Annotated in this window: 33 protein-coding genes; 12 read left to right on the top strand and 21 right to left on the bottom strand. The window is 68.0% G+C overall.

Translation table 11 applies throughout. From position 1 onward, the window contains the following. The first annotated feature begins 53 nt into the window (after positions 1–53). The gene (locus CH42_RS13575; RefSeq protein ID WP_053353736.1) at positions 54–1,394 is read left to right on the top strand and encodes an MATE family efflux transporter; all 1,341 of its coding nucleotides are present in this window, start codon (positions 54–56) and stop codon (positions 1,392–1,394) included. A gap of 49 nt (positions 1,395–1,443) precedes the next feature. Here CH42_RS13575 and CH42_RS13570 read toward each other — a convergent pair whose 3' ends face one another. Then, complete coding sequence (locus tag CH42_RS13570) at positions 1,444–2,946, bottom strand: alpha/beta hydrolase (RefSeq protein WP_053353735.1); 1,503 nt, start codon at positions 2,944–2,946, stop codon at positions 1,444–1,446. Between the two features lie 110 nt (positions 2,947–3,056). Between CH42_RS13570 and CH42_RS13565 the strand changes: the two genes are divergently transcribed. From CH42_RS13565 to CH42_RS13555, 3 genes are all read left to right on the top strand, one after another. Continuing rightward, entirely contained in the window at positions 3,057–4,316 is a 1,260-nt protein-coding gene (locus CH42_RS13565; RefSeq protein ID WP_053353734.1) for an MFS transporter, read from the top strand. Between the two features lie 18 nt (positions 4,317–4,334). After that, a complete protein-coding gene (gene nucS / locus CH42_RS13560) occupies positions 4,335–5,027 on the top strand; it encodes an endonuclease NucS (protein WP_053353733.1) in 693 nt (230 codons plus the stop codon). A 107-nt stretch (positions 5,028–5,134) separates the two neighbouring features. Then, positions 5,135–5,998, top strand: coding sequence for a DUF4352 domain-containing protein (locus tag CH42_RS13555; protein WP_082309456.1), 864 nt, complete (start codon positions 5,135–5,137; stop codon positions 5,996–5,998). 57 nt (positions 5,999–6,055) lie between these two features. On the opposite strand, the gene CH42_RS13550 is transcribed toward CH42_RS13555, so the two are convergent. Next, positions 6,056–6,535 (bottom strand): BLUF domain-containing protein, encoded by a 480-nt coding sequence (locus CH42_RS13550; protein WP_053353732.1) that lies wholly within the window; start codon positions 6,533–6,535, stop codon positions 6,056–6,058. A gap of 3 nt (positions 6,536–6,538) precedes the next feature. Further along, the gene (locus tag CH42_RS13545; protein ID WP_053353731.1) at positions 6,539–6,775 is read right to left on the bottom strand and encodes a hypothetical protein; all 237 of its coding nucleotides are present in this window, start codon (positions 6,773–6,775) and stop codon (positions 6,539–6,541) included. Between the two features lie 146 nt (positions 6,776–6,921). Between CH42_RS13545 and CH42_RS13540 the strand changes: the two genes are divergently transcribed. Further along, entirely contained in the window at positions 6,922–7,275 is a 354-nt protein-coding gene (locus tag CH42_RS13540; RefSeq protein ID WP_053353730.1) for a DUF7882 family protein, read from the top strand. Between the two features lie 8 nt (positions 7,276–7,283). Here the strand turns inward: CH42_RS13540 and CH42_RS13535 are convergent, their stop codons facing one another. The 8 genes from CH42_RS13535 to CH42_RS13500 form a co-directional block, all read right to left on the bottom strand. Beyond that, positions 7,284–7,574 (bottom strand): hypothetical protein, encoded by a 291-nt coding sequence (locus tag CH42_RS13535; protein WP_053353729.1) that lies wholly within the window; start codon positions 7,572–7,574, stop codon positions 7,284–7,286. 207 nt (positions 7,575–7,781) lie between these two features. Then, positions 7,782–8,204, bottom strand: coding sequence for a hypothetical protein (locus CH42_RS13530; protein ID WP_053353728.1), 423 nt, complete (start codon positions 8,202–8,204; stop codon positions 7,782–7,784). Between the two features lie 174 nt (positions 8,205–8,378). Beyond that, on the bottom strand, positions 8,379–8,768 hold the full coding sequence (locus CH42_RS13525; RefSeq protein WP_053353727.1) for a hypothetical protein: 390 nt from the start codon (positions 8,766–8,768) through the stop codon (positions 8,379–8,381). 37 nt (positions 8,769–8,805) lie between these two features. Next, positions 8,806–8,997 (bottom strand): hypothetical protein, encoded by a 192-nt coding sequence (locus CH42_RS13520; RefSeq protein WP_053353726.1) that lies wholly within the window; start codon positions 8,995–8,997, stop codon positions 8,806–8,808. An 85-nt stretch (positions 8,998–9,082) separates the two neighbouring features. Beyond that, positions 9,083–9,526 carry an SRPBCC family protein gene (locus tag CH42_RS13515; RefSeq protein ID WP_053353725.1) on the bottom strand — a complete coding sequence of 148 codons (444 nt, stop codon included), beginning with the start codon at positions 9,524–9,526 and terminating at the stop codon, positions 9,083–9,085. Next, on the bottom strand, positions 9,523–9,819 hold the full coding sequence (locus CH42_RS13510; protein ID WP_053353724.1) for a hypothetical protein: 297 nt from the start codon (positions 9,817–9,819) through the stop codon (positions 9,523–9,525). Before CH42_RS13510 ends, CH42_RS13515 begins: the two co-directional genes overlap by 4 nt. Before the next feature lie 49 nt (positions 9,820–9,868). Beyond that, complete coding sequence (locus CH42_RS13505) at positions 9,869–10,657, bottom strand: alpha/beta fold hydrolase (RefSeq protein ID WP_053353723.1); 789 nt, start codon at positions 10,655–10,657, stop codon at positions 9,869–9,871. A gap of 9 nt (positions 10,658–10,666) precedes the next feature. Then, positions 10,667–11,290, bottom strand: a complete 624-nt coding sequence (locus tag CH42_RS13500) for a TetR family transcriptional regulator (protein ID WP_053353722.1) — start codon at positions 11,288–11,290, stop codon at positions 10,667–10,669. A 110-nt stretch (positions 11,291–11,400) separates the two neighbouring features. Between CH42_RS13500 and CH42_RS13495 the strand changes: the two genes are divergently transcribed. The 4 genes from CH42_RS13495 to CH42_RS13480 are packed head-to-tail and all read left to right on the top strand — an operon-like array spanning position 11,401 to position 14,038. Further along, positions 11,401–12,015: a biotin transporter BioY gene (locus CH42_RS13495; RefSeq protein WP_053353721.1), complete on the top strand. Its 615-nt coding sequence runs from the start codon at positions 11,401–11,403 to the stop codon at positions 12,013–12,015. A 53-nt stretch (positions 12,016–12,068) separates the two neighbouring features. Then, positions 12,069–12,809 (top strand): energy-coupling factor ABC transporter ATP-binding protein, encoded by a 741-nt coding sequence (locus CH42_RS13490; RefSeq protein WP_053353720.1) that lies wholly within the window; start codon positions 12,069–12,071, stop codon positions 12,807–12,809. Then, entirely contained in the window at positions 12,806–13,567 is a 762-nt protein-coding gene (locus CH42_RS13485) for an energy-coupling factor transporter transmembrane component T family protein (protein ID WP_075205396.1), read from the top strand. Before CH42_RS13490 ends, CH42_RS13485 begins: the two co-directional genes overlap by 4 nt. A 9-nt stretch (positions 13,568–13,576) precedes the next feature. Continuing rightward, on the top strand, positions 13,577–14,038 hold the full coding sequence (locus CH42_RS13480; protein ID WP_053353719.1) for an SseB family protein: 462 nt from the start codon (positions 13,577–13,579) through the stop codon (positions 14,036–14,038). A gap of 22 nt (positions 14,039–14,060) precedes the next feature. Here the strand turns inward: CH42_RS13480 and CH42_RS13475 are convergent, their stop codons facing one another. Continuing rightward, entirely contained in the window at positions 14,061–14,699 is a 639-nt protein-coding gene (locus CH42_RS13475; protein ID WP_053353718.1) for a hypothetical protein, read from the bottom strand. Positions 14,700–14,771: 72 nt separating this feature from the next. Beyond that, a complete protein-coding gene (locus CH42_RS13470) occupies positions 14,772–15,350 on the bottom strand; it encodes an HdeD family acid-resistance protein (RefSeq protein WP_053353717.1) in 579 nt (192 codons plus the stop codon). Between the two features lie 188 nt (positions 15,351–15,538). On the opposite strand from CH42_RS13470, the gene CH42_RS13465 reads away from it, so the two are divergent. Then, on the top strand, positions 15,539–15,874 hold the full coding sequence (locus CH42_RS13465; RefSeq protein WP_053353716.1) for a cupin domain-containing protein: 336 nt from the start codon (positions 15,539–15,541) through the stop codon (positions 15,872–15,874). Continuing rightward, complete coding sequence (locus CH42_RS13460; RefSeq protein WP_053353715.1) at positions 15,871–16,323, top strand: GNAT family N-acetyltransferase; 453 nt, start codon at positions 15,871–15,873, stop codon at positions 16,321–16,323. The genes CH42_RS13465 and CH42_RS13460 overlap by 4 nt, the downstream gene beginning before the upstream one ends. Before the next feature lie 24 nt (positions 16,324–16,347). Here CH42_RS13460 and CH42_RS13455 read toward each other — a convergent pair whose 3' ends face one another. Then, complete coding sequence (locus CH42_RS13455) at positions 16,348–16,749, bottom strand: acyl-CoA thioesterase (protein ID WP_053353714.1); 402 nt, start codon at positions 16,747–16,749, stop codon at positions 16,348–16,350. Between the two features lie 30 nt (positions 16,750–16,779). Then, positions 16,780–17,463, bottom strand: coding sequence for a GntR family transcriptional regulator (locus CH42_RS13450; RefSeq protein WP_053353713.1), 684 nt, complete (start codon positions 17,461–17,463; stop codon positions 16,780–16,782). A 246-nt stretch (positions 17,464–17,709) separates the two neighbouring features. On the opposite strand from CH42_RS13450, the gene CH42_RS13445 reads away from it, so the two are divergent. After that, entirely contained in the window at positions 17,710–19,131 is a 1,422-nt protein-coding gene (locus tag CH42_RS13445; protein WP_082309455.1) for an APC family permease, read from the top strand. 37 nt (positions 19,132–19,168) lie between these two features. Here the strand turns inward: CH42_RS13445 and CH42_RS13440 are convergent, their stop codons facing one another. Genes CH42_RS13440 through CH42_RS13415 form a run of 6 tightly spaced genes read right to left on the bottom strand, consistent with a single transcriptional unit; the run spans position 19,169 to position 25,891 of the window. Continuing rightward, complete coding sequence (locus tag CH42_RS13440; protein ID WP_239684065.1) at positions 19,169–20,734, bottom strand: chlorohydrolase family protein; 1,566 nt, start codon at positions 20,732–20,734, stop codon at positions 19,169–19,171. Continuing rightward, the gene (locus CH42_RS13435; protein ID WP_053353712.1) at positions 20,731–21,552 is read right to left on the bottom strand and encodes an ATP-binding cassette domain-containing protein; all 822 of its coding nucleotides are present in this window, start codon (positions 21,550–21,552) and stop codon (positions 20,731–20,733) included. The genes CH42_RS13440 and CH42_RS13435 overlap by 4 nt, the downstream gene beginning before the upstream one ends. Then, positions 21,549–22,406: an ABC transporter ATP-binding protein gene (locus tag CH42_RS13430; protein ID WP_239684064.1), complete on the bottom strand. Its 858-nt coding sequence runs from the start codon at positions 22,404–22,406 to the stop codon at positions 21,549–21,551. The genes CH42_RS13435 and CH42_RS13430 overlap by 4 nt, the downstream gene beginning before the upstream one ends. Further along, positions 22,403–23,287 carry an ABC transporter permease gene (locus CH42_RS13425; RefSeq protein WP_082309454.1) on the bottom strand — a complete coding sequence of 295 codons (885 nt, stop codon included), beginning with the start codon at positions 23,285–23,287 and terminating at the stop codon, positions 22,403–22,405. Before CH42_RS13425 ends, CH42_RS13430 begins: the two co-directional genes overlap by 4 nt. Next, positions 23,284–24,234, bottom strand: a complete 951-nt coding sequence (locus CH42_RS13420; protein WP_239684063.1) for an ABC transporter permease — start codon at positions 24,232–24,234, stop codon at positions 23,284–23,286. The genes CH42_RS13425 and CH42_RS13420 overlap by 4 nt, the downstream gene beginning before the upstream one ends. A gap of 4 nt (positions 24,235–24,238) precedes the next feature. Next, positions 24,239–25,891, bottom strand: coding sequence for an ABC transporter substrate-binding protein (locus CH42_RS13415; RefSeq protein ID WP_053353711.1), 1,653 nt, complete (start codon positions 25,889–25,891; stop codon positions 24,239–24,241). Positions 25,892–25,952 lie beyond the last annotated feature (61 nt).

Genomic DNA, 25,952 nt, shown 5'->3' with positions numbered 1-25,952 from the left:
CCGGCGCGCGGCACCGCCCCCACGATGTCGGTGGCCGACGATACCGTTAATCCATGCCCACCACAGCCACGCGCGACGACCGCCGTCGCATCGACCGGAGCATCGCGCACCTCGCGGTTCCGGCGCTCGGCGCGCTCATCGCGGAGCCGCTGTTTCTCATCGTGGATTCGGCACTGATCGGGCACCTCGGTGCCGAGCCACTCGCCGGCCTCGCCGTCGCGGGCGCCGTACTGCAGACGGCAGTGGGCCTGATGGTCTTCCTCGCCTATGCGACAACTCCCCTGGTGGCCCGCCGACGCGGGGCAGGCGACCTGCGCGGCGCCGTGCAAGCCGGCGTCGACGGCCTCTGGCTCGCGCTCGGCATCGGCCTCGTGGTCGGCGGCGCGCTCTGGGTCGCCAGTCGCCCGATCGTCATCGCGTTCGGCACGGCGACCGGCACCGCCGAGCAAGCACTCGCCTACCTCACCGTTTCGTGCCTCGGCATTCCGGCGATGCTCGTCGTCTTCGCCGCGAGCGGCCTACTGCGCGGCCTGCAAGATACCCGCACCCCGCTCGCGGTCGCGGCGATCGGGTTCACCGTGAACGCGCTGCTCAACTGGTGGTTCATCTACGGCTTGGGGCTCGGCATCGCCGGCAGCGCATGGGGCACCGTCGTCGCGCAGTGGTCGATGGTCGTGGTCTACCTCTGGGTGATCGCGGGCCACGCGCGTCGCGCGGGCGCGAGCCTGCTGCCACATCGCGATGGGCTGTCGCATGCCGGGCGCAGCGGCGGCTGGCTCTTCATACGCACCGTCGGGCTGCGCGCGGCGACCCTGGCGACGGTCTTCGCCGCGTCGAGCCATGGCACCGTCGCAACAGCCGGCTATCAGATCGTCTTCACCATCTTCTCGACGGCGGCGTTCGCCCTCGACGCGCTCGCGATCGCCGCGCAAGCCCTCGTGGGTGACGCCCTCGGGGCGAGCAACGCTTCTCGGGCGCGAGCGGTGGTGCGGCGCATCATGTTCTGGGGAGTGGGTTGCGGCGTCGTCATCGGCGGAGTGCTCGCACTGTCGAGCCCCGTGATCGGTCGCGTTTTCACCGACGACCCGTCGGTGCTCGCCATCCTGCCGGCAGCGATGCTCGTTCTGGGGGTGTCTCTGCCGCTCGGGGGCTACGTCTTCGTGCTCGACGGCGTGCTCATGGGCGCGGGCGACGCCCGGTATCTGGCGTGGACGAGCCTGGTGAACCTCGCGACCTACCTCCCCATCCTCTGGGCGCTCACGGTGCTTGTGCCCTCCGGCACCCCCGCGTTGATTGCGCTGACGATCGGGTTCGCCGTCGTGTTCATGGGCGCCCGAGCGCTCACGCTCGGCATTCGCGCCCGCGGCGATCGCTGGGTGCGCCTCGGCGCCTGAATGCGCGAGTGCTTCGACAGCAATGCGACGCGAGCGGCATCCACCCGGGTCAGTCGTCGGTGCAGACGGTGCCGCGATCCGGCAGTGCGCCGTCGAGCAGATACGCAGTCGCCGCAGCATCAATGCACTGCGAGCGCCCGGTGTACGAAGCAGCGTGGCCGTTGCCGTCCAAGGTCAGCAGCCGCGCGTTTCCGAGCTGACGCACCATCTCCTCGGCTCCGGCATACGGCGTCGCATGGTCACCGGTGATGCCGATCACCAGAATCGACGCGTCAGGGGAACCCGAGAACGCATCGGTGATGTCGTCTCCGCTCTCTGCGAGCGCGAAGCAGGAGAGATCGAGAAACGGTTCGAGCGTCTCGTCAGTGATCTCGGGGCCGCCGTTCAGGCGCGGCAATCCGGCGCGCTCGATCTCGGCGATCGTGCCGACGATGTCGGGGTCGGCGGGGAACGAGTGGCAGCGCACGAACGTGCCGGCCAGTCCGACGTTTGCGCCACCCGAAGCCATCTCCTCGGCGATGCCGTCGATTGCGTTCTGGTCGCCGAACGCCGCGAGCGCCACTGTTTCGAGGGCGATCTCTCGCCCCGCCGTGCGCTGGTACAGCGCCGAGGTGAGGTACCCGAGCAGCGTGTTTCGGTCGATTGCTGCGCCATCACTCGCTTTCCATGGCGATCGATCGAGATCGTCGAGCACCCTGATGAGTGACGCCTCATCGGCGAATGGGCAGACCTCGACCTCGTAGGCGCTGCCGCATGAGGTCGCGAGTTCGACGAGTGAGCGTGAAATCGCGGCGCTCTGTTCGAAGTCTCCTCTGAGGCTCGCCCAGTCCGCTGCCGAAGCACTGTCGAGCAGCATGCGCCCGACGCGTTCGGGGAAGAGGGTCGCATACGTCGCGCCGAGCATCGTGCCGTACGAGTAGCCGAAGTAGTCGAGGTGATCCGCCGCAACGAGCGTGCGCAGCAGCTCCATGTCGCGAGCCACCTGAGACGTGCCCATCCAGTGCGCCAGCGGTTGCTGCTCTGCGCACTCCGCGAGCTCGACCGACATGATTCCAGACACCTCATCGCAGACGACGGGCGTGCTGCGGCCGATGCCGCAAGGGTCGAACCCGAGCAGGTCGTACTGCTCCCGCACGTCAGCGAAGCCCGGCGCGATCGACATGTCGAACGCGAAGTCGAGACCGCTGCCGCCGGGGCCGCCGGGGTTGCCCAGCAGCGTGCCACGCGGCTCGGCACCGGTCGCGGGGATGAGCGAGATCGCCAGGTCGACCGTCTCGTGATTGCGCGGTGCGTTCCAGTCGAGTGGGGCCTGTACTACCGCGCATCGAAACGCATCGGTGTCGGCGCCACCGTCGCGCAGCGCGTCCGCGTACGCGGGCGTGAGCCCGTGATCGGCGCCGCACTCGCCCCAGTCGATCGCCTGCGCGTACGCGGCAGGAAAGCGCTCTGCCTGCAGCGCACTCTCGGACGTATCGGGTTGCGGGCTGCACCCGCTCATCGTGAGCGCAACACCGATCACGGCGACGATTGCGCCTCTGCCCCACGCGACCATTGCGACTCCTCGCCGACACTCCGATGGACTGCGTCCACCCTAACCCGGCAGACACTCAGGTGGTTGCTACGCTGAGCACATCGTTCAGGCATTCGGTCCATAGGAGCCCCGTGACTCGCACGTCATCGTCCCGCTTCGCGGCACAGTGGAACACCGGCGTCATCATCATTTTCGCGCTGCTCGGATTCGGTTTCGGTAGCTGGCTCGGCCGGCTGCCCGCGCTGCGCGATCATCTCGGCGCGAGCACACTCGAGATGAGCTGGTTCGGGCTCGCCCTCGCGCTCGGCTCGCTCACCGGGCTCGTGTTCTCGGGCCGCACCGTGTCATGGCTCGGCCCGCGCAAGGCCCTCGCGATCGGCATCACCGGTCAAGCCATCTCGCTGCCGACCGCCGCGACCCTGTTCTGGTTCGACGCACCCGTCACGGCCGTCGTGTTCCTGGTGGTGTACGGGCTCATGTTCGGCACCTCCGACGTCGCAATGAACGTCAGTGGAGCCGGGGCCGAACGCGCGATCGGCAAACCGCGCATGCCACTGATGCACGCCGCCTACAGCCTGGGCAGCGTGAGTGCGATGGGCGTTTCGGCGTTGGCCGAGTCGTCGCAGCTCGCCGTACCGGTGCACCTCGGCACGGTCTACGCGCTGATCCTGATCGCCGCCATTTTCACGCTGCCCAACCTGCCCCCGGGCAATCATGACGAACCCGAGGCCGACAGTCTGCGCAATGTACACACGGGCCCGATCCCGATTCCGACCACCACCGGCAACGTGCCGGTCGCGCGGCGACCGTACAGCCCGTGGCGCGACCCGCGGATCGTCGTCGTCGGCCTCATCGCGATGTCGATGGCACTCGCCGAGGGCACCGCCAGCGACTGGCTGCCGCTCGCGCTGGTCGACGGCCGCGGATTCACGAATGAGGCCGCGGCGCTCACGCTCGGCGTCTTCTTCGTGTCGATGACGCTGACCCGCATGGCCGGGTCGGCGCTGCTGACGCGCTTCGGCCGGGTCGCCGTGCTGCGCGGCGGTGCGGTGCTCGTGCTTGCCGGCCTCGCACTGGTGACGCTGGTGCCGCTGACCTGGGCGAGCGTCGTCGGATCGGTGCTGTGGGGAGTCGGGTGCGCCTTCGGGTTTCCGATCGGCATCTCGGCCGCCGCCGACAACCCTGCGACCGCCACGCGAGACGTCGCCGCGGTCTCGGCCATCGCGTACACCGCGTTTCTGCTCGGCCCCATGTCGATCGGTTTCTTCGGCGAACACGTCGGCCTGCTGCGCGCCTTCTGGCCGCTGGCGTTCTTCGCGCTCTTCGCGTTCGTCTTCGCTCGGGCGGCACGCGAACGTGCTCCGATGCGAGAGTCGTCGCGAACGCCGTGAGCCGGTAAACTTCTGCGGGTGCGAATCGTTGTTGCAGACTGCTCCGTTGACTATGCGGGGCGCCTGTCGGCGCACCTGCCGCGTGCAAAGCGCGTGCTCATGCTCAAGAACGACGGCAGCATCTTGGTGCACTCCGACGGCGGCTCTTATAAGCCGCTCAACTGGATGAGCCCTCCGTGCACGCTCGCACCGCTCGAACTCGACGACGATCAGACGAGCGCGGGCATTGTCGAAGCGTGGGAGGTCACGCACAAGAAGACTGCGGATCGCCTCATCGTCTCGCTCTTCGAAATCTTCCACGACAGCTCGCACGATCTCGGCATCGACCCGGGCCTCATCAAAGACGGCGTCGAGGCCCACCTGCAAGAGCTGCTCGCCGACCAGATCGAACTCGCCGGCGAGGGCCACACCCTCGTGCGCCGCGAATACATGACCGCGATCGGCCCGGTCGACATTCTCGCGAAAGACGAGAATGGTGGATCAGTGGCCATCGAAATCAAGCGCCGCGGCGGCATCGATGGCGTCGAACAGCTCACCCGCTACCTCGAACTCATGAACCGCGACCCGAAGCTCGCACCCGTCACGGGCGTCTTCGCCGCGCAAGAGATCAAGCCGCAGGCGCGCACCCTCGCCGAGGATCGCGGCATTCGCTGCCTCGTGCTCGACTACGACGCGATGCGCGGCATGGAGGATCAGAACACGCTGTTCTAAGGCGGTTCGCCGCCATTTCGTGACGTTGTTCACGCTCAAGATGAAACTGAGGGTGATTTTGGACTCCCACGTAAGTTTTCAGCCTTTTCGCAGGGCATCATTCAGCTATGACACAACTGAATGAAGATCAGCAGTTCGCCCCCGTGCCGCCGGCCGCGCCGACCCCGCAGTACGCGGCCCCCGCCCCGGTGAAGAAAGAGAAGAACGTCCTCGGTCTTGTCGCCTTCGTGGTGGCGGTTGTCGGGTTTGTTTTCGCGTGCATCCCGGGCGCATTGATCCTGGGCTGGGTGTTGCTCCCCATCGCTTTCATTCTCTCCCTCGTCTCCCTCTTCTTGAAGGGCAAGGGGAAGGGCTTCGGTATCACCGCCCTCATCCTTTCGGTCGTCGGCACTCTGGTCGGCGTCATCGTATTCGTCAGCGTCGTCGCGACTTCCTTCGACGAAGCATTCAGCGGCGGCGACACGACCATCACGACACCGGAAGGCTCCACCGATGACGCGGCTCCCGCAGTCGAGGAGAGCGCTTCCGACGCAGCTTCGACCACGGGCACCCGCGAGGCCCCGCTGCCGATCGGCACCGTCATCAATCAGGGCGATTGGTCAGTCACCGTCAACTCGGTCAACCTCAATGCCACCGATGCCATCACCGCCGAAAACCCCTTTAATCAGGCAGCGCCTGAGGGCAGCGTCTACATCCTCGCTAACGTCACGGCCACTTACACCGGCGATGACGCAAACGGTTCAATGCCGCTGATTTCCGTCGCCTACGTCACCGCAGACGGAAACACCATCGAGACGTACGAAAGCGTCGTGCTCGCACCCGAACCGTTCGACTTCGCGTCGACGCTCTACGCAGGCGCTTCAGCCACCGGCAACATTGCGTTTGCCGTTCCCGCAGATACTGCCGCACAGGGCGTGCTCGCAGTGACGCCGAATGTCATCGGCGACAAGGCCTTCGTGGCCGTTCAATAATTCAACAACTCAGGTGGCTGCATCCGATCGGGTGCAGCCACCGTCGTTTCATGACCTCTACGCCGCCGTCAGCCGCCCCCGCGCCGAGCGCACCCGGAACCACAGGGTGAGCTCGCGTGCAGCGCGACTCGTAACGAAGTGATCCGGGGCCGACTCCAGGTCGTCGAACGTGTCACGAAACCCAGCAGGTGCGGGCGCCGCAGACTCCGCTGACGGCTCGTACCCCATCGTCCAGTCCTGGAACTGCCGCTGCTCGATCGGCTCGTCGAGCAGCACGCGAACGGACTCGTGACGCGGGTCCGCGTGGATCGCCGTGAACAGGGCATGCACATCGCGATCCGCCCCCTCCAAGAACTGGATGAATCGTCCCTGCCGATACAGCAGCATGCCGGTCACTCCTGCCGCAGCATTGTGTGCGCGCGCACGAACCAGCAGGTCGGGAAGCTGAGCTTCAGTAAATGCGCTCGTCGAGCGGCTCGAGTACACGAGCGAGTGCAAGGCCGCAGACCCGATCGTCTGCACCGGTGAGTGTGTCATGGGTTATGCCGCCTTTCCGGGTGCGCCAGGGAGTGATCGGGACGCTTCGAGCGCGGTGATCGCAGCCGACAGTGTCGAGAAGCTGCCGATCTCACGTGAGTACTGATCGCAGGCGAGGTATCGTTCAGCGCCGATGCGATCCACGAACCCGAGAAACTCGCCGTCGCGGCTGCCGACAAAGAAGTCGTCTTCCACCTGCGACCACGTATCGAGGCCACCTGCGTACGCACCTGCGTCCATGGAACCCTCCTTCTCGTCCGCCACATTCAGGCCAACGGCTCCATGATTCCATACTTTACACAAAAACTGTCATACCTTCTGAACGTGGCATGATAGTCACCACGCAACTGCAACTACAGCAGCCCTTCAGAAGAACTGGGACACACATGGGATCACTGCGCTACGACGGCCTCGTCACCCACTTCGAGGACCGCACGCTCGCACACCTACAGATCGTGATCGTGCAGAAACTCATGCGCGGCGAATCATTTCTCATGTCATGGAAAGACAGCGTGAACGGCGGCGACGGACGCACGGCGATCTGGATCTCCCCCGACATCCCCATGACATTCAAGTTCATGGGCAGTCGCGTGCCCGAGATCAACAAGGACTGGCTGCTCGTTCTCGGCAAGTCGGCCGAATCAACAACAGGCCTCATCGTCATGAAAGAAGATGGCACGCTCGCCGCGGCCGATGCCGAGGGTGACAAGCACCCCGGCAACCTGCGCTCAGCGAAGTAGATTGACGCTTAAAGTCGCTCGGCGATCCACCGAGACCCCGCGCGACGCAGCGCGAGTTCGGCAACCTCCGCACCACCATCTCGGCGTGCGGTGCAACGCCAACCCGTCAGGCGCTCGGGCGCATGCGTAATCAAGGGGTGCGCATGACTCTCGGGCACCTCGATGATCGGTCGCGGCGACCCCTCGATGCGCCACCGCGCCCGCTCGAAGACGAACCGCGCCGGCACCCCATTCGCCATCCAGACGACCACGGTGTCATCGCGAACGGGCAGCTTCGGCCCGATAACTGATTCGAACATATGTTCGAGTGTACGCTGACTTTTTGCGACGCGCCCATCGGTGCGCGAAGTTCGTTCAGTCGGCAGCGTCGCGCGTCGAGAGCCGCTCCCCGGGGCCACATTTGGGGAAACAGGACTCCTCGGGGAGCGGCCGGAAGCAGCCTTGCATCTTTCGTTCCGAATAGGCACCGCATTGACAGCCCCACGCGAGCATGCCATGCACACATGTCACCGACCGGCCGCTGCCGCGCCGTAGTTCTGCGGCGGATACTGCGGCGTGGGCGGCTGCGCGCGCTGAGTGCTCTGCGCTCGCGGCGACCCCCCTGACCGCTGAGACCCCCCTGCCTGCGCCGAACCCCGCGCCGACCCCTGCGCTGCGGCCGCACCAGGCTGCAGCGGCGCGTCAGCTCGGCCCGGCACCTTCGGCGAGCGCGACGGCCACGGCACCGCCCGCTCCGCCTCGGTGCGCGTCGCGAAAATGCCCACCATGCGCTGTTGATGTCGCACCGGATGCCAGGCGAGCAGCACGTACCGCGCCTCCCCCGCAGTGTCTCGAATGCCGCGAATCACCGCTTTCGGGTACTGCGCGAACTCGCGCATGACGATCCACTCGTCACTCGCCACCTGGATCAGGTTTGATCGCTCTGCCACGTGCAGCAGCGTAAATCCCACCACCGACGTTGCTGGCGTGGTGCGGCCCGGTGACCCGCCACCCGTCGCGGCGGAGTTCTTCGCTCACGCGAATCGATCGACGACGAAAGCTCCGCATGAACGAATTTCTCCTGCGGGAGCAGAGCTGGCGAGGGGCCCGGCTCGCACCCCGACTCACACCCCGGGCCGCGACTCGTCGCCGAACGTGCACTCATCGCCGTTGACCGTGAGCGTCGCCGAAGGGTTGAGCGCGTCGAACAACTCGGTCTGCACTTGGCAGGCCTCCGCGATGTCGATGGTCAGCGACCCGAAGGGAATCTCAGAGAGCCCCACGGAAGAGTCGCGCTCAACAATGCCCTCAGACACCGCCCCTGCACCCGCCACCGAGATCGTGAAGTGCATCGACGCGGGGTCATCTGTCGCACCGTCCGTACCCCAGTACGCGATCGTCACGGTACCGCTCTCGGGCGCCGCACTGCACGCCGACAGCCCGACGAGACACAGGGCCGCTGCACCGGCAACGACCGTCGTGCGCAAGGCGCGCACCGCACGATACTGACTCATGCACTCAGTGTGGCAGTGACGATCGCGGATGCACGAGCTACTTGCCGTCGCCCGAGGGCATGCCGATCAGAAACCCGGCAACCGCACCGATCGCGAGCCCGCTGCCGGCTCCGAGCCCGATCAGCCCGATCAGGCCGCCCAGCACGGCGCCGATGCCGCCGCAGACCACAATTCCGGCGACCACCCACACGATGGTCGCCCGCGTTACCGATTTCTCCTGCTCACTCACTGTGCCCAGGGTACTCCGGTTCTCGAGTGCTCGAGGCGGCGCGATCGCGAGACAGCGCGGCATCAACAAGCAGCGCACGAACCATTCACCCGAACGCGGCGACCAGCGCCCGGTTGCGCTGCGCGATGAGGCGCCGCAGGTAGGGCACGAGAATCAGCGGTTCGACGATCGCCCCGAAGATGGGGGATGCAAGCGTGATGGTGTCGGTCATGCGGGTGCCCGTGCCCTCGGCGACGAACACGTGCTCATGGTGAAAGATGCGAAACGGCCCGCGAACCTGTTCGTCGACGAAGCGCCGCGGTGCGTCGAGCGCGGTGATGCGCGAGGTCAGGGTGAACCAGATGCCGAAGTGCCGGGCCCGCCACGTCACGGTTTCGCCGAGGCCAATGGGCCCCGCCGTGACGCCGCCCACGGCCCGCTCCTGCGACTGCGCCATCGAGGCGACGTGCTGATCGATGTCGAGAGAGATCGCGAAGAGGTCTTCGGGCGGCACCGCCGCAAAGGTTTCGATCGTGAAGGATCGCGTCACGCAATCCCTCCCGCTTCGGGTTCGGGCAGGTCGGCGTCGGCTCGCTGCGCACCACGCACCGGGTCGGCACCCCGTCGATCGAGGCCGACGTGAATCAGCAGCGCTCCGGCGAAGAGGATCGCGCCGATCATGTTGCCGGCATACGACACGAGATTCAGCGACCCCATGAACGCCCAGTAGAGGTCGTTCGCGCCCACGGTGGGCTGCGGGATCAGCTGGGCGTATTGCGTGAGAAACGAAACAACGACCAGCCCGAGGCCACTCCACATCAGTATCTTGAGGTTCTTGCGCATCGTCGCCCTCCTTCGCGCCGGGCGCGAGCAGAAGTGCGCCCGGTTGCCCCTACGCTAACGAGTTCGTAGCATTTCCAAAACCCGTCGAGCGACGCTGCGCGAAATCGAGGATCATCGACGCGACCGGCTCCGGGCTGCGAATGATGGCTTCATGGCCGCGATCCGGAATCAACTCCATGACGCCGTCGGGCAGCGCGTCGGCGACCTCGCGCACCCAGTCGGGCGGGCAGACGCGATCATCTTCACCGGTGAGCACGAGGGTCGGCGTCGTGATCGTCGGGCAGATCGCCTCGATACGATGCCCGAGCATGAATCGCAGCTTGTTGAGAAACCAGATCGGGCTGGTCTTCGCGTACTGCCAGAGCCCGAGCAGCAGCACCTTCGGGGTTTCGCCCCAGAGGTCTTGCACCATGCGCATGCCCTGCCGGATCGCCGTGCGCTCGTGGCGATTCACCGTGGGCGCGATGAGTACGAGCGCCTCGACGAGCTCGGGGTACCGGTGGGCGACCTCGGCGACGATCTGCGTGCCCATCGAGTGCCCGACGAGCACGGCGGTGTCGGGCACGCGGTCGCGGATGAACTGGGCGATCACCTCGGCGGTCTGCTCCAGCGTTGCGGCGGATCCGGGCTCCGGTGAATCACCGAAGCCCGGCAGGTCGACCGCGAGCACGCGACCATTGCCCGAGAGCTCTTCGCCGACCCCGGCGTACACGACGCGCCCCATGCCGATGCCGTGGATCAGCACGTAGACGCGATCGCCCGCATCGGTCGGGCCCGCGGTCTCGGTGTAGGCCATCTCGACCGGCCCGTGCTCGTAGGTCAGATCGCGCGGTTCCATCTCAGCAGACTAGCGCTCGAGCCCCGCGAGAATGATGTCGAGCCCGCGCTCGAACGAGGCATCGAGGTCGAGTGCGGGATCCGCCGCCGCGTCATCGCCCGCGCCCCGATCCGAGCCGGCACCGTGAGCGGCTCCGGCGTCGGCCCGGCCGACCAGCGACCCGAGGGCGCCCAACGCTGCGGCCTGCCGGTGCGTCTGCGTGGACTGCGTGTGGCCGAAGGTGAAGAGCAGGATGGTGCGCGCGCCGTCGGCTCCGATGAGCTCGGCCAGGCGATCCTCCACCGCCGAATCGCCGAGTCGAAACGCCGCCGCCGTCGCGACCACGTCGGCACCGTCACGAATGTCGAGCATGGCGCCGCGGAGGGCGAGACAGATGAAGCGCGCGCGGTCGGCCGGCCCGACCGGAGCACCGTCGCGTGTGAGCACCGCGCCCGCTTCGACCTGCAGCACCCCGCCGGCGATCTCATCGGCCATGAGCGCAAGCAGGCTCTGCTTATTGGGCACGTGGTGGTAGAGCGCGCTGGGCTGCACGTCGAGCGCCGCGGCGACCCGGCGCATCGAGCAGCCCTCGAGCCCCTGATCGTCGAGTACCTCCAACGCCGTGGAGACGACATCGGCGAGCGTGTTGCGCATTTCCCCAGCCTAGCGCTAACCTGAACACCGTTCACCAGAACACTGTTCAGGTTGGCCTGCCGGGCCGGGGCATTACCCCGCCGCAGCGCCCGACTCACCGAGGAGCCCCCATGACCACCGACGCCACCCCCGCGCTCGAGACCGCCGCCGCCCCGCGCCGCAATCGCGTCGCCACCGATCTTGCGCTCATCGCCGCGTTCGCCGCCCTGATCGCCGCCTGCGCACTGCTTCCCGCCATCAGCATCGGCGGCCTCGTACCCATCACGCTGCAGACCTTCGCCGTGATGCTCTCGGGCGCCGTGCTCGGGGCGCGACGCGGATTCTTGGCCGTGCTGCTGTACCTCGCCGTCGGCGCGATCGGCCTGCCGGTGTTCTCCGGCGGATCGGCCGGCCTTGCACCGTTCGCCGGGCCCACGGTCGGCTACCTCGTCGCGTTCCCGCTCGCCGCGCTGCTCACCGGCTTCATCGTTGAACGCCTGCCCCGCCGCAAGATCGCGGCGAGCATCCCGCTCATCTTCGTCGCCGGCTTTGCCAGCAGCCTCATCTTCATTCACCCGCTCGGCGCACTCGGCCTCGCGTGGCGCGGCGGCATGAGCGTCGGCGACGCCTTCCTCTTCGACCTCGCGTTCATTCCGGGCGACATTGTGAAGAACATCCTCATGGCGCTCGTCGCGACTGCCGTGCACCGCGCCTTCCCCGCACTGCTGCCGACCCGCACCCGTTGAGCGCACGTCGGCACCGCCCCGCACCCGCACCCGCACCCGAGTAGGATCTCCGCGTGATCGAACTCCGCTCCGCCACCGTGGTCGCCCCAGGCCCCGACGGCGATCGGACGATTCTGCAGCCCACCTCGCTGACGCTCGCCGAGCACCGCATCTCGGTGATCGGCGGCAACGGCTCGGGCAAGTCGACGCTCGCCCGGCTCGTGAACGGTCTGATCGCGCCGAGTTCGGGGTCGGTGCACATCGGCGCCGTCTCTGACTCGGGCATTGGCGCCGACGCGGGTGCAACGAACGGCACCCTGCTCGATACCCGCCGCGACGGAGCCGCAGTGCGCCGCGCAGTGGGGTTCGTCTTCACCGACCCATCGGCGCAGCTCATCATGCCGACGGTCGTCGAAGACGTCTCGCTCTCGCTGCGCCGCAGCCACCCCGACAAGCGCGAGCGTCACGCGGCGGCCCTCGCCGTGCTCGAGCGCTTCGGGCTGGCCGAGCGCGCCGACCAGAGCGTGCACACGCTCTCGGGCGGGCAGAAGCAGTTGCTCGCCATCGCGTCGGTGCTCGCGGGCGACCCGGCGATCCTGGTCGCCGACGAACCGACCACCCTGCTCGACCTGCGCAACGCCCGCACCATCGGCGATCTGCTGATGTCGCTGCCGCAGCAACTGCTCGTCGTCACGCACGACCTCGACCTCGCCGCGCGCGCCGGCCGCACGCTCGTGGTCGACGACGCTCGCGTCGTGTTCGACGGCCCACCCGCCGAGGCGATCGCGCACTACCGAGAGCGAGCACTTCGGTGAGTGAGGCGTCTCCGCTCGGCAGCTACATCACCCGCCGCGGCCCGCTGCACGCGGTGCGACCGGGGGCGAAGCTGCTCGGGCTGTTCCTCTTCGCAATCGTCGTCATGGCCCTGCGCGGCACGGGCGTCGCCGTGTTCTGGACGACCACACTGTGGCTCGGGATCGCGATCGCGCTCGCCATCCTCTCGGGCATGCGCGGTCGCGACTTCGGCCGGGTCGCCCGCGGCTTCGCCATCGTTGCGGTGCTGCTCTTTATCTTCACCGCCGCGAGTGACGCGTTTGCCGCGGTGGGCGGCATCGGCGCGGCCGGGGCAGCATTCCCCGGTGGCGAGGCCTGGGCCGCCGGCGCAGTGCGCGGATACGTGGTGGTCGGCAGCCTCTTCGCGCTGATCCTCGCCGCCAGCGCCGTCACCGCGAGCACCGCGATCGAAGACATGACCGACACCGTGACCTGGGCGATCGGGCCACTGCACCGCTTCGGCGTCAAGCCCGAGCGCGTCGCGCTCGCGTTCTCACTCGTCATCCGCGCGATTCCGAATGTCATCGGCATCTCACGCGAGACCCGTGACGCCGCACGGGCCCGAGGGCTCGAACGCAGCCCGCGCGCCCGCGTCGTGCCGCTGGTGATCCGCACCGTCGCCCAGGCACAGCTCACCGGCGAGGCGCTCGCGGCGCGGGGCATCGGTGAAGAGGACGAGGATGTGGATCAGCCCGGTGGTTCGGGGCACACGCGCGGTCGGGGCGCGGCGGCCGCGTAGTCTGGGAGCATGACGGAGCAGCCGCCGATCCCTGAAGACGTGCACGCCGACTACGTGAACGAGGCGGCCCGCGCCGCACTCGACGCACTGCAGGCGACCCCTGACTACACGCACCTCGCCGCGTTCCTGAACGCGCTTCGCGAGGGCTACCTCATCGTCGACGTCACCGGCGCGGCGACAAAGAAGAAGGGGCACCGGGTGCGCACCATCCGGTCGACCACCGGAAAGCCCGTGCTACCCATCTTCACGTCGATGGCCGAGCTGCGCGCCCTCGCGCCGAGCTCGCGCGCCGACGAGGTGCGCGGTGCAGTGATGCCCGCTCGAGCTGCCCTCGCACTCATCGGCACCGACCGGTTCGTCGCCGCCGAATTCGACAAGGCGTCGGCCGCGCTCGTGATGCTGCGCAAATACGTGATGCTCGCCTCGGGCGAGGGCGAGATCACCGCCGAGATGCTGGAGAGCATGCGTTAGAGCGCGCGATGCTCCTCAACGCCTAGAAGTGCATCTGCTGCATGGTGGCGTACTTCGTGAGGACCTCTTCGAGCTCGGCGTGCTCCGCCGGCACCGAAAACTGCACGCGACGGTTCTCGCCGTCGGCGAGAATGATGTCGTTACCGTTTGACACCCGGATCGATGACCATGGCGCCGCCCAGGTCATCGCGGATGCCGCATCGCTGGCGGTGACTCCGTTCGCGTCGAGCTCCAGACGCACCGACTTCGCCGAACCCGAGATCGGGTAGCTCGCGGGGAACTCCGCCTGCTCCCAGGGCTCGAAGTAGACGGCGAGGCCCAGCTTCGCCTGCGGCCATCCGGCGCGCAGGCTGCGCGAGACCCGAGACACCCGCAGATCGGTTGGAGTAGGCGTGCCGTCGGGGCCCGGCACGAGCACCCCCGCGACGATGCCGCCGATGTCATACGTCTGCCGGAAAAGCTCTTCCTGCCGCCGATCCGCAAGCTCGATATCGCTGCTCACGATCACCGGCTGCCCGACGATCCACTGCGTGCTCACCTGCCACGTGGGGCGGTCGGCACGCTTCTTCTTCGCAGAACTGCGAACTCCGAAGAAGACGATGGCGGCGAGCACCAGCACACCGACGGCGAGAAAGATCAGGATCCCTATGTCATCACTCACAAAAGTGATTTTAGGGCCCAAAATCTCCTGCCGCTAGCGCCTGCACGCCCGCCGCCCGCTCCCCGATGAACGCTATTCCGCAGACTTCATGCCGAACGCACGCACGGCCTGCGCGACGCCGAGGATGATCATCGAGATGCCGAGCAGCAGCCACAGAGTGACCGCGCCGAGCAGGGGCGAGAAGATCAGGGTGAGGCCGGCGAGCAGCCCGATGACGCCGTGGATGATGCCCCACACCTTGCTCTTCGCCTGGCTCAGCGTGCTGAACGCGAGCACGGCCTCGAAGATCCAGAGCACACCGATGGTGATGGTCAGGAAGAGCGCGAGCAGTGCGCCGGTGGCTTTGAGGTTCGCGAGCATGACGAACCCGCCGATGACGTAGAGCAGGCCGAGCACGATGTGCCCCGTGCGCGCCCAACCGCCAACCGTGCGCCCGAAGAGCGCCGAGCCGACGTAGACGACGCCGACCACAAGGGCGTACGCCGCGGTGAGCGCGGCGATGATCTGGGTGGTCACGGCGCCCGATGCACCCGGGAAGAAAACGATCAGCAGACCGAGCACGATCGCGATGAGGCCGCCGATGCCAAGTGCGGTGCGGAGCGCGTTGCTGCTTGCCGCGGCCTCGGGGGTTGTGGGTGCGGATGACGCCATGTCGACTCCTTGTTCAGGTGCGTGCGGCAGCGCCGATGCGCGCCTGCTCTTATCATGGCGGATTCTCAGGAAATACACGAGAGCGGGTGCGGGCCCACGAGCAAACGTTCGGTGTCGGTGGGCGGGCGTAGGCTGGCGAGGGGACTCAGCGCCGACCCGCCCAGGCGCGCCACACCGAAGGGGAACCGATGACCGAATCGCCGCAGCCCGCAGACTCCGAGACCAACGCGACCGACGCCTCCGGCTCGCGGGGCGACGTACAGCTTGAGACCGAACTGTTCCGCGTCACCCGCTGGACCATCGCGCCCGGTGGCGCGATTCCCGAGCACCGGCACGACTTCCCATACGTCGTGGTGCCGCTCGTCACCGGCACCATGCACGTTGTCAACGCCGACGGCAGCGAGATCCAGGCCGATCTCGAGTTCGGCGTGAGCTACACCCGGCCGGCCGGCGCGGTGCACCGCGTCGAGAACCGCGGATCCGACTCCGACATCGTCTTCGTCGAAACGGAGCGCCTCGCATGACCGCCGTGATCGTGCGCGATATCGCCCCCGGCGACCGCGACGCCTGGCAGAACCTCTACCGCGGCTACCGCGACTTCTACGGCAAGCCGCACGACGACGCCATCTACGATCGCGTGTGGCAGTGGCTGCACGACGCGACGCATGAGACCCGCGGCCTCGTGGCCGAGCTCGACGGCACCCCGATCGGCATCGGCCACTACCGCACCTTCGCGCGGCCGATCGACGGCGGTACAGGGCTCTACCTCGACGACCTCTTCACCGCCGCCGAAGCCCGCGGAACGGGCGCGGGCACGGCGATCCTGCACCGGCTTGCCGAGATCGCACGCGACGAGGGCGCCACGCTGGTGCGCTGGATCACGGCGGAGAGTAACGAGACCGCGCGTCGCCTCTACGACCGCGTCACCGATCAGACCGCTTGGGTGACCTACGACCTGAAGCCGGCCGAATAGGGCGACGCACCGCCGCGCCGCGCGTCAGTCGCGCAGGCGCTCGGTGCCCGGCGTCGCGGCCGTGCGACCGTGCGCGACGGGAGCCCCATCGGCGTCGACCGCCACGAACACGATGCGCTCAAGCGTCAGAATCTCGGCACCCGTCACCGCATTCTCGACGCGGCAGCTCAGCGTGATCGAGGTGCGCCCGAACGCTTCGATGCGGTACTCGAGCTCGAGCAGATCGCCGCGATCGGCCCGCGCCGAGAAATCGATCGCCGACATATGCCGCGTCACGACATCGATGGTGCCGAGCTGCGTGACGGCCACGATCGCCGCCTCCTCATCGACCCAGTGCAGCAGACGGCCACCGAACAGGGCGCCGTGCTGGTTGAGGTCTTCGGGCTTGACCCACTTGCGGACGATGTGGCGGTAGTCGCTGCTCATGCGGTCAGCCTACTGTCGGGCGCAATGCGTTTACCGGGCTGCGGCGACCTCGCCGCGGATCACCGGCACGGTCTCCGCCCGACTGTGTTCCACGTGCGCGAGCGCCAACGCGGCCGCGCGCTCGACCTGCCCGCGCACGATGGCATCGCAGAGATCGCGGTGCTCGCGGTGCACATCGCGGTCGTTCCGCTCGCTCGCAATGTGGAAAAGTCGCTTCACCCGGCCCCGCACCGGCAGCATGAGGTCTTGCAGCAAGCGATTGCCCGCCAGATCGACGACGACGTCATGAAAATCAGAGGTCGCATCGGCGATCGCCCCGCCCCGCGAGGCGTCGACCGCGCGCTCTGCGGCATCGAGCGCCGCGATCAACGAGTCGCCCGATTCCCCAGCAGCGCATCGCGTCGCGGCCAAGCGCGCGGCGAGCACTTCGAGCGAGGCCCGCACGTCGAACAGCTCCTCGATATCGGCGAGTTCCATCGGAGCCACGATGGCGCCGCGCCGCGGCAGCGTGCGAATGTACCCCTCGGCTTCGAGCCTCGGCAGCGCCTCGCGAATGGGAATGCGCGAAACGCCCAGCTCTTCGGCGACCTCACGCTCGCGCACCCGGCTTCCGGTGGGCATGCGACCGTCGATGATGCGATCACGCACCCAGGCGTAGACGCGATCGCCGTGGGTCGCGCTCGGCTCCGTCGCAACGGGGAGGTTCGTGGTCATTTCGATCGATCCGTTCTGCGCTCACGTAGCGGCGACGCGGGGGTTCCCGCCGCATCGTGCGGCACGTCGGCCAGTGTAGGCGACGCCGCGTTGCGCCCGACTTGGTATTCCAAATGTAATTCACTCACGCGCAATTCGCCACAATCCCGCCCACTGATTCGAAGTTGCGGCGATTCTGGCATACAATCCATGCTGATCGGGCTCGCGCCCGACCTGGGTCATTCACCAGAGCAAAGGAGTCTGCGCATGACCGCACCCGCAACGAACACGTCTGCCCCCTCGACGCCCGACGCCCCGTCGGGCTCGGGATCCGACCGCCCGCGCACACTGAAACGCCAGCTCGGCCTCCCCGCACTGATCGCCTACGGCCTGACCTCGATGGGCGTGCTCTCGGTGGTGTCGGTCTACGGCCCGGCAACGGCGCTCAGCGACGGGCACCTGCCGGCGGCCTACGTCGCGGCGATCATCATCATGCTCTTCACCGCACACAGCTACGGGCGCATGGCTGCGCACGTGCCGATCACTGGCGGCGCCTACGCCTACGTCACGCGCGGTTTCGGCTCGGTCACGGGCTTTCTCACCGGCTGGGTGATGCTGCTCGACTACCTCTTCCTGCCGATGGTCAACTTCCTGCTCTTCGGCCTCTACTTCAACAGCCTCTTCACCGCGATCCCGTCGTGGGTCGGCACTCTGATCTGCATCGCCATCGTGGCGGCGCTCAGCATCGTCGGCGTGAACTGGATCAAACGCATGAACACGGTCGTCATCTCGGCGTCGGTCCTGGTGATCCTCGCGTTCCTCGTGCTCGCCGTGCTCAATGCCCCCGATCTCACCCTCGACTCGGTCACCACGCCGCTCTCGATCGGCTCCGGCGGCATCGCGCCGATTCTCGCCGCTGCCGCGATCGTCGCCTTCGCGTTCCTCGGCTTCGACGGCGTCTCGACGCTCGCCGAGGAGACCACCAATCCTCGCCGCACCGTGCCGAAGGGCATCGTGCTCGCCACCCTGTTCGCCGGGCTCGGCTACCTCGCATTCTCGATCGCCGGCAGCCTCATCGCCCCCGACTGGACACAGCTCGAAAACCTTGACGCAGCAGGCACTGAGCTGATGCAGCGCGCCGGCGGCGATGTACTCATGGTCGTATTCGTCATCGTCAACGTCGTCGGCATCGTGCTGTGCGGCGCGGCGGCGCAGATGAGCGTGAGCCGAGTGCTCTTCGCGATGGGGCGCGACGGCATTTTGCCACCCGCGCTCTCGAAACTGCACCGCCGCTTCCGCACGCCCTACGTGGCCGCGACACTCGTCTCGCTCGTCGCACTCGTGGCGCTCTTCATCACGCTCGACCAGGCCGTCTACATGATCAATTTCGGCGCTCTGGTGGCCTTCGCGATGGTCAACCTCGCGACCATCAAGGTGCTGTTCTTCGACATGCGACTGCGCAGCGGCTGGGGCGTCGTGCGCCACCTCATCATGCCAGTGATTGGCTTCGTCTCGATCGCGTGGCTGTGGACCTCACTCGCACCCTTCACCTACGCACTCGGCGGCGCCTGGCTGGTGATCGGCGTGATCGTGTACGTCGCGCGCCGCAAGCGCCACGGCGGGCCGCTCGCTCTGCAGCTGGAGGGCGCCGACACCGAGACGATGCCGACGCTCCCCTACCGCGACTGAGTCGGGGCGTCCGCGCAATGCGCAGCGCGCGGACTCCTCACCCCAGCGGGAACACCGGCGGAAACAGCTCGGCCTCGCTCGACCCCGCCGCCCCGGCCAGCGCATCGCGCTCGGGGTAGGCGGCGCGCAGCAGCTCGAAGACCCGCTGCCCCTCGCGTCGCAGCTCGGCGAGGTCGACCCCGGGAATCTGCCCGCCCCGCATCACCACTCGCCCGGCAACCATACTGAAGGTCGCATCGCGCCCGGTACCGGCGAGCACGAGGGTGCGAATCGGGTCGTCGACCGCCCCCATGCGCACGTCGTCGAGCGCGAATGCGACGAGGTCGGCAGCGGCACCGGGGGCGATGCGGCCGAGGTCGGGGCGATGCAGTGCGCGGGATCCTCCGAGCGTCGCCGCCTCGACGTACTCGGCGAGCATGCCCCGGCCGAGGTCGTCGTACTGCGCCTTCGCGAGTTGCACCCCGGTGTCGATGGCGCGCACGAGGTCGGGCGGAAACGAGTCGGTGCCGAGGCCCACGTTCACTCCGGCGTCGAGGTACTGCGAGAGCTGCTCAAGCCAGAAGGCGTAGCGCGCGTTCGTCAGCGGGCAGTGCGCGATGGAAACGCCCGCGGCGGCGAGCCGGGCGAGGTCGCCGCGATCCTCGCCGTGCACATCGGGGTGCACGTCGAGGTAGACCCCGTGCGCAAGAATCAGCCGCTCGTTCAGCAGCCCGGAGGCGTCGAGCAGGTCGAGCGGCGTGGTGCCGCGTTCGCGCGCGAGCACCCCAATCTCGGAGTCGAGACCCTGCGTCGCGTGGGCGCGCACGAGCACGCCCCGTTCGGCGGCGATGCGCCCGGTCTCGGCGAGGAGTGCGTCGCTCACCGTCTCGATGCGGCAGGGCACGAACACGCCGGTGACGAGCGGATCGCGCAGCTCGTCGACGGTGTCGAGAAAGCGCACGGCGTCGGCGAACGCGGCCGCCCCGCGCGCCTCGTCCCAGCGGATGCCGGCCGACCCGTCGGGGTGCGTCACGTGCACGCCCGAGCGATACGACGGGCCGAGAAACGTGCGCAGCCCGAGCGCACTCGCGGTGCGCGCGGTATCAAGGAGATCGTCGTGCGTTTCGGCCCAGGCGCCGTGGATCTCGGTCGAGATCGGCATCGCGGTGGTGATGCCGTGCAGGATCAGCTGCACCAAACCGTACCGCCGCAGCAGGCTGCGATCGGCTGGCGACAGCACCTCGCGCGGGGCCTCGGCGTAGGCCGCCGACCACTCGAGACGGGCCTCGTGCTCCGGGCTCCACCACGAATCGAGTAACAGGTGGTCGATGTCGACGAGCCCCTCGAGATCGATGAGACCCGGCATGAGCAGGCTCTCGCCGAGGTCGATCACCTCGTCGGCGCCGGCGGCCAGTTCGGCCCCGGCGACGCCCGACGCGACGGCGGCAACGTGCTCGCCCCGCACGAGCACGGTCGCGTCGCGCACCAGCACGAACCCGGGCCCGCCCGGGCGGTCCGCGTCGTGCACGATGGCGTGCGCGGCCCGCACCGCCGTGGTCGGCTCGGCACTGCTGCGCGCAGCGCCACCGAGCACGGCGCTGCTCGGCACTCGCTCCGCACTCACGAGGCGAGCTGGTCGCGACGCGTCGGCTTCCACCCCGGCCCGGGCACCGCGGCGCGCAGCGCGCGCGTATAGGGGTGGGTCGGGTGCGCCAGCAGCTCGGCGGTCACGCCCTGGTCGACGATGACGCCGTTCTCCATGACGACCATGCGATCAGAGATCTGATTGACGACGGCGAGGTCGTGCGAGATGAACAGGTAGCTCACCTGACGCTCGGCCTTGATGTCGGCCAGCAGATTCAGAATCTGCGCCTGAATCGAGACGTCGAGCGCTGCCACGGCCTCGTCGAGCACGATCACTTTCGGGTCTGCGGCGAGCGCGCGCGCAATGGCGACGCGCTGCCGCTGCCCACCCGAGAGCTCGCGCGGGTAGCGGTCGAAGAAGCGCTGCGGCAGGCCCACCGAGTCGAGGATCGCCTGGGCGCGCTGTTTAATGGTGCCGCCTCGCCCGCGCCCGTGCAGCCGCAGGTTCGACATGATGACGTCGCCGATGCGCTGGCGCCCGTTGAGCGACGAGTACGGATCTTGGAATACGTATTGCACCTCGCGAGCGCGCTCCCGGCGGGCGGCGAGGCTGCGGGGAGCGGCGGTGCGATCCTGCCCGTCGACCGTGACGGTGCCCGACGTGACGGTTTCGAGCCCGACGATCATGCGGGCGACGGTGGTCTTGCCCGACCCCGACTCCCCCACGATCGCGAGGCACTCGTCGGCGAGCAGGTCGAACGAGACGCCGTCGACGGCGACCACGTCTTCGCCCTTCGTGCCGCGCGGGGCCGGGAAGACCTTGCGCAGGTCGCTGACGGTGATGATGGGTGCGCTCATGCGTCGGCCTTCGCTTTCAGTGCCTCGTGGATCTCCAGGTTGTATTCGAGCACCGGCAGGCGGTCGAGCCGCTCGTCGATGCTGGGCCGCGCACCCAGCAGCTCCACCGTGTACGGGTGCTGCGGGTCGGTGTAGACGTGCGCACCCTGCTCGACGATCTCGCCCGCGTACATCACCGCGAGTCGATCGCAGCAGGCGTTGGCGAGCTCGAGATCGTGGGTGATGAACAGCAGCGAGAGCCCACGCGCTTTGCGCTGTTCGTCGAGGATCGCCATGACGTCGGACTGAGCCGTCACGTCGAGGGCGGTCGTGGGTTCGTCGGCGAGGATCAGCTGCGGTTCGGCGAGCAGCACGCTCGCGATCATGACGCGCTGCAGCAGGCCGCCCGACAGCTCGTGCGGGTACTGCGCGAGTCGGCGCTCGGCATGCCGCACCCCGACCTCGTCGAGCAGCTGCACGGCACGGCGCTTCGCCTCGTCGAGCTTCACGCCGCGGTCGCGCACGAGCGCCTCGGTGAGGAAGTCGCCCACCGTGTGCACGGGGTTCACGTGCGCACGGGGATCCTGGAAGATCATGCCCACATCGCTCGCACGGTATCGGCGCAACCGCTCGCGCTTCATGTCGAGCACCGACTCCCCGTCGAAGCGCACGGCACCGGAGGTGCGGAAGCCCTCGGCGAGCATGCGGGTGATCGCGCGGGTGGTGAGCGACTTGCCCGATCCCGACTCACCCACGAGCCCGAGCGCCTCGCCGCGGTCGAGCGTGAAACTGACCCCGTTCAGCAGGTCGAGCTGACGGTATTTCGTGACGAGGCTGGCGTGGAGGTCTTCGACCTCGAGCAGCGGTGCGCTCATCGGATGCTCCTTGCGTTCGAGGCGAGTCGGTCACCGAGCACGGTGATCGCCCACACGATGACGACGATGGCGAGACCCGCGGCAATGGCCTCAAGGGGTTGGCCGCGCAGCAGCGAATCGAACCCGCTCTTCACCATGAGCCCGAGGTCGGCCGTGGGCGGCTGCACGCCGAGCCCCAGGAATGACACCGCGGCGAGGTCGATCACGGCGAAGCCGAGCGACGACACCGCCTGGGCGACCACGATGGGCTGCACGTTCGGGAAGACCTGGCGCAGGCTGATGCCCACGCCCGACTGCCCCTGCAGCCACGCGGCCTGCACGTACGGCATGCCCCGTTCGCGCAGTGCGGCGCCGCGCACGACGCGCGCGACGTAGGGGATGTAGCCGATCGAGAGGCCGACGATGACGGTCGGCAGGTTCGGCCCGAAGATCGCGACAGCGATGAGGGCGAACACGATGCCCGGCACCGAGAAGAGCACGTCGAGCACCCACGAGATCGCGGTGTCGACGCGGCCCCGGTTCCAGGCGGCGACGAGCGCGAGCGCGGTGCCGATGACGGTCGCGATGAGAATGACGAAGGTCGGGCCGAGCAGCGTGATGCGCGCACCGTACATGAGCCTCGAGAGCAGGTCGCGGCCGAGGGCATCGGCCCCGAGCAGGTGCTGTGCGCTCGGACCGCTGAGCGCGGCGAACAGGTCGGGAGCATCCGGATCGTAGGGGGCGATCCACGGTGCCAGCAGTGCGGCGAGCACGATGATGGCGAGCACGATCGCGGCGGTGATGCCGCTCGGCCCGAGCTTGCGACCCGCGAGCGTGAAGCGGCCCGGGTCATCGGTGCGCGCTCGACGGAGCGCGATCTGGGTGGTGCGCGGCGCGGTCATTGCTTGCTCCCCAACTGAATGCGCGGATCGATGATCGTGTAGAGGAAGTCGACGATCGCGTTGATGACGACGAAGGCGACGACGAGCACGAGAATCACGGCCTGCACGACCGCGAAGTCGCGCTGCAGGATCGCCCGCACGAGCAGCGACCCGAGGCCGTCGAGCGCGAACACATTCTCGATGACCACTGCGCCGGCGATGAGCGTCGCGACGGTGAGTCCGAGCACGGTGGTGATCGGGATCAGAGCGTTGCGCAGGATGTGCCGTCGAATGATGATGCCGGAGCGCAGACCGCGGGCCGTCGCCGTCTGCACGTGCTCGCGGCCCTGCTCCTCGAGCACCGAGGCGCGGGTGATGCGCGCCTGGTACGCCGCGCTCGCCACCGCCAGCGCGACCGCCGGCAGCAGCAGGTGGTACAGCGTGTCGACGCCGCCACTGCCGCTGCCGTTCGTCGGGAACCAGCCGAGCCCCACCGCGAATACGCTGATCAGTGCGACGCCGACGACGAACGCGGGTGTCGCGAGGCCGAGCGTCGCGAGCGTGGTGACGACCTGGTCGGCCCAGCCGCCCTTGAGCGAGGCGAAGAGACCGAGGCCGATGCCGACGACCGCGATGATGACGGTGGCGAGCGCGATGAGCGCCACCGTCGTGCCGATGCGACCGCCGATGAGGTCGGCGACGGGCTGGCGGTAGACCACCGAGTCGCCGAGGTTGCCCTGCACGACATCACCGATCCAGGCGAAGTAGCGCACGAAGAACGGGTCGTCGAGGTGGTACTGCGCGGTGACCCGGGCGATCTGCTCGGCCGTGCCGCCCCGGGGGCCGAGCACGAAGCTCAGCGGGCTCCCCGGGGCGAGGTACATCATGCCGAAGACCACGAACGAGGTCACCAGCAGCACGAGCAGCAGGCCGCCCGCGCGCCTCAGCAGGAATGAGGGAATCGACACGGTGCTACTCCACGCCTCCGATAGTGGCCGCCCAGGGGTAGCCGAGGTAGGCCGACGACGCCGTCGCCCCCGAGATGCCGTTGTTCTGCACCAGGATCACCGGCAGGTCACCCATCGGCAGCCATGGCAGGTCGCGCGTGATCTTCTCCTGCGCGGCGATCGTGTACTTCGCGCGCTCGACCGGGTCGAGCGTCTTGCGAGCGTCGTCGAGCTCCTGTGCCGCACCGTCGTACTTGATGAAGTTGTTGGTGCTGTCGGGCGTGAACGTCGTGTAGACGTCGAGCGGGTCGGTCACGTTGCCGTAGTAGGTCGTGAAGAAGCCGTCGAGGCCCTCGCGCGCCTTCGGGTCGAAGTAGAGGTTGCCGAACTGCTCGACCGGAATCACCTTGGTCTCGATCTTGAGCCCGATAGCCTCGCCGGCGGCCTGGATCAGGTTGGCCGTCTGCTCATGCACGGCCGATGAGCCCTGCACGCCGAGCACGATGGGAGCCGAGACGTCGCCGGCTTCGGCGAGCAACGACTTCGCCTTCTCGATGTCGGGCTTCACGGAGTAGCTGTCGAACGCCTCCTGGAACAGCTTGCCGGCCTCGTCATCGCCGTAGTAGGCAGGCCCGGTGAGCACCGGCGACGGAATCGCGGCGCCCTGGAACACCACGTCGGCGATGGCCTGCGTGTCGATCGCGGCGAGCAGCGCCTCGCGCACCTTCGGGTTCGAGAAGGTGCCCGTCTCCTGAATCGCGCGCAGCGACCAGAAGATGTACGACTTGCCGAAGGTGATCGACGCATCGCTGTTCTCGAGCTGCGTGAGCCCGGCCGGCGGCAGGTAGAAGAACTGGCCGTCGACGTCACCGGTGCGCAGGGCGTTCACCGCGGTCGACTCGTCGGCGATGAAGCTGAACGAGAGCTCCTCGACCTTCGGCACGAGGTTCGCATCCCAGTAGTCGGCGTTCTTCGCGAGCGTGATCGCCTTGCCGGGCTCCCAGCTCGCGAGCGAGAACGGGCCGGTGCACATGAGCCCACCCTTCGGGGTGCCGAACTGCTCGCCCGCGGATTCGGCGGCCGCCTTCGAGACGATGGCGCCGGCCGCACTCGACATGCCCTGCTCGAAGAGCGCGTCGGGCTGCGAGAGCGTCACGGTGACCTGATTATCGCCGGTCTGCTCGACCGAGCTCACATTCTTGAAGTAGTCGGACCAGTACGTCGCCGAGTCGGGGCCGACCTGGCGCCCGAGCGAGAACACGACGTCGGCGGCGGTCAACGGCGTGCCGTCCCAGAAGGTCACCCCGCTGCGCAGCGTGTACACGTACGTGGTGTCGTTCGGCGACTCGACCTTCTCGGCGAGCGCGTTCTCGATGGTGAGGTCGGGGGTGATGCGGGTGAGACCCTCGCAGAGGTTCGCATCGACCGTGTTCTCCGCGTAGTTGAACGTCAGCATCGGGTCGAGCGACAGCGGCTCGTAGGGCAGGTTCCAGGTCACGCGGTCGACGGGCTGCGTGCCCGGGTCGGTCGTGGTGGCGAGGCTCGCGGCGTCGATATCGAACGCGGCGCCGCCCTGGCCTCCGCCCGCGCTGCCGCCGCCTCCGCCCGAGCATGCGGTGAGCGTCAGCGCTGCGGCGGCGACTGCACCGATCAGCGTGAGAGGTCGTCTGATGGTCACGGGGACTCCTTTGTTCCAGCGGGGTGAATCAGGTGGTGATGGGTGATGGGTGGTTCAGGGT

The sequence above is a fragment of the Leucobacter musarum subsp. musarum genome (assembly GCF_001273845.1).
Classification (GTDB): Bacteria; Actinomycetota; Actinomycetes; order Actinomycetales; family Microbacteriaceae; genus Leucobacter; species Leucobacter musarum.
Note: the sequence above shows the minus strand (reverse complement) of the source record. Positions and strands in the feature narration are given on the sequence as shown.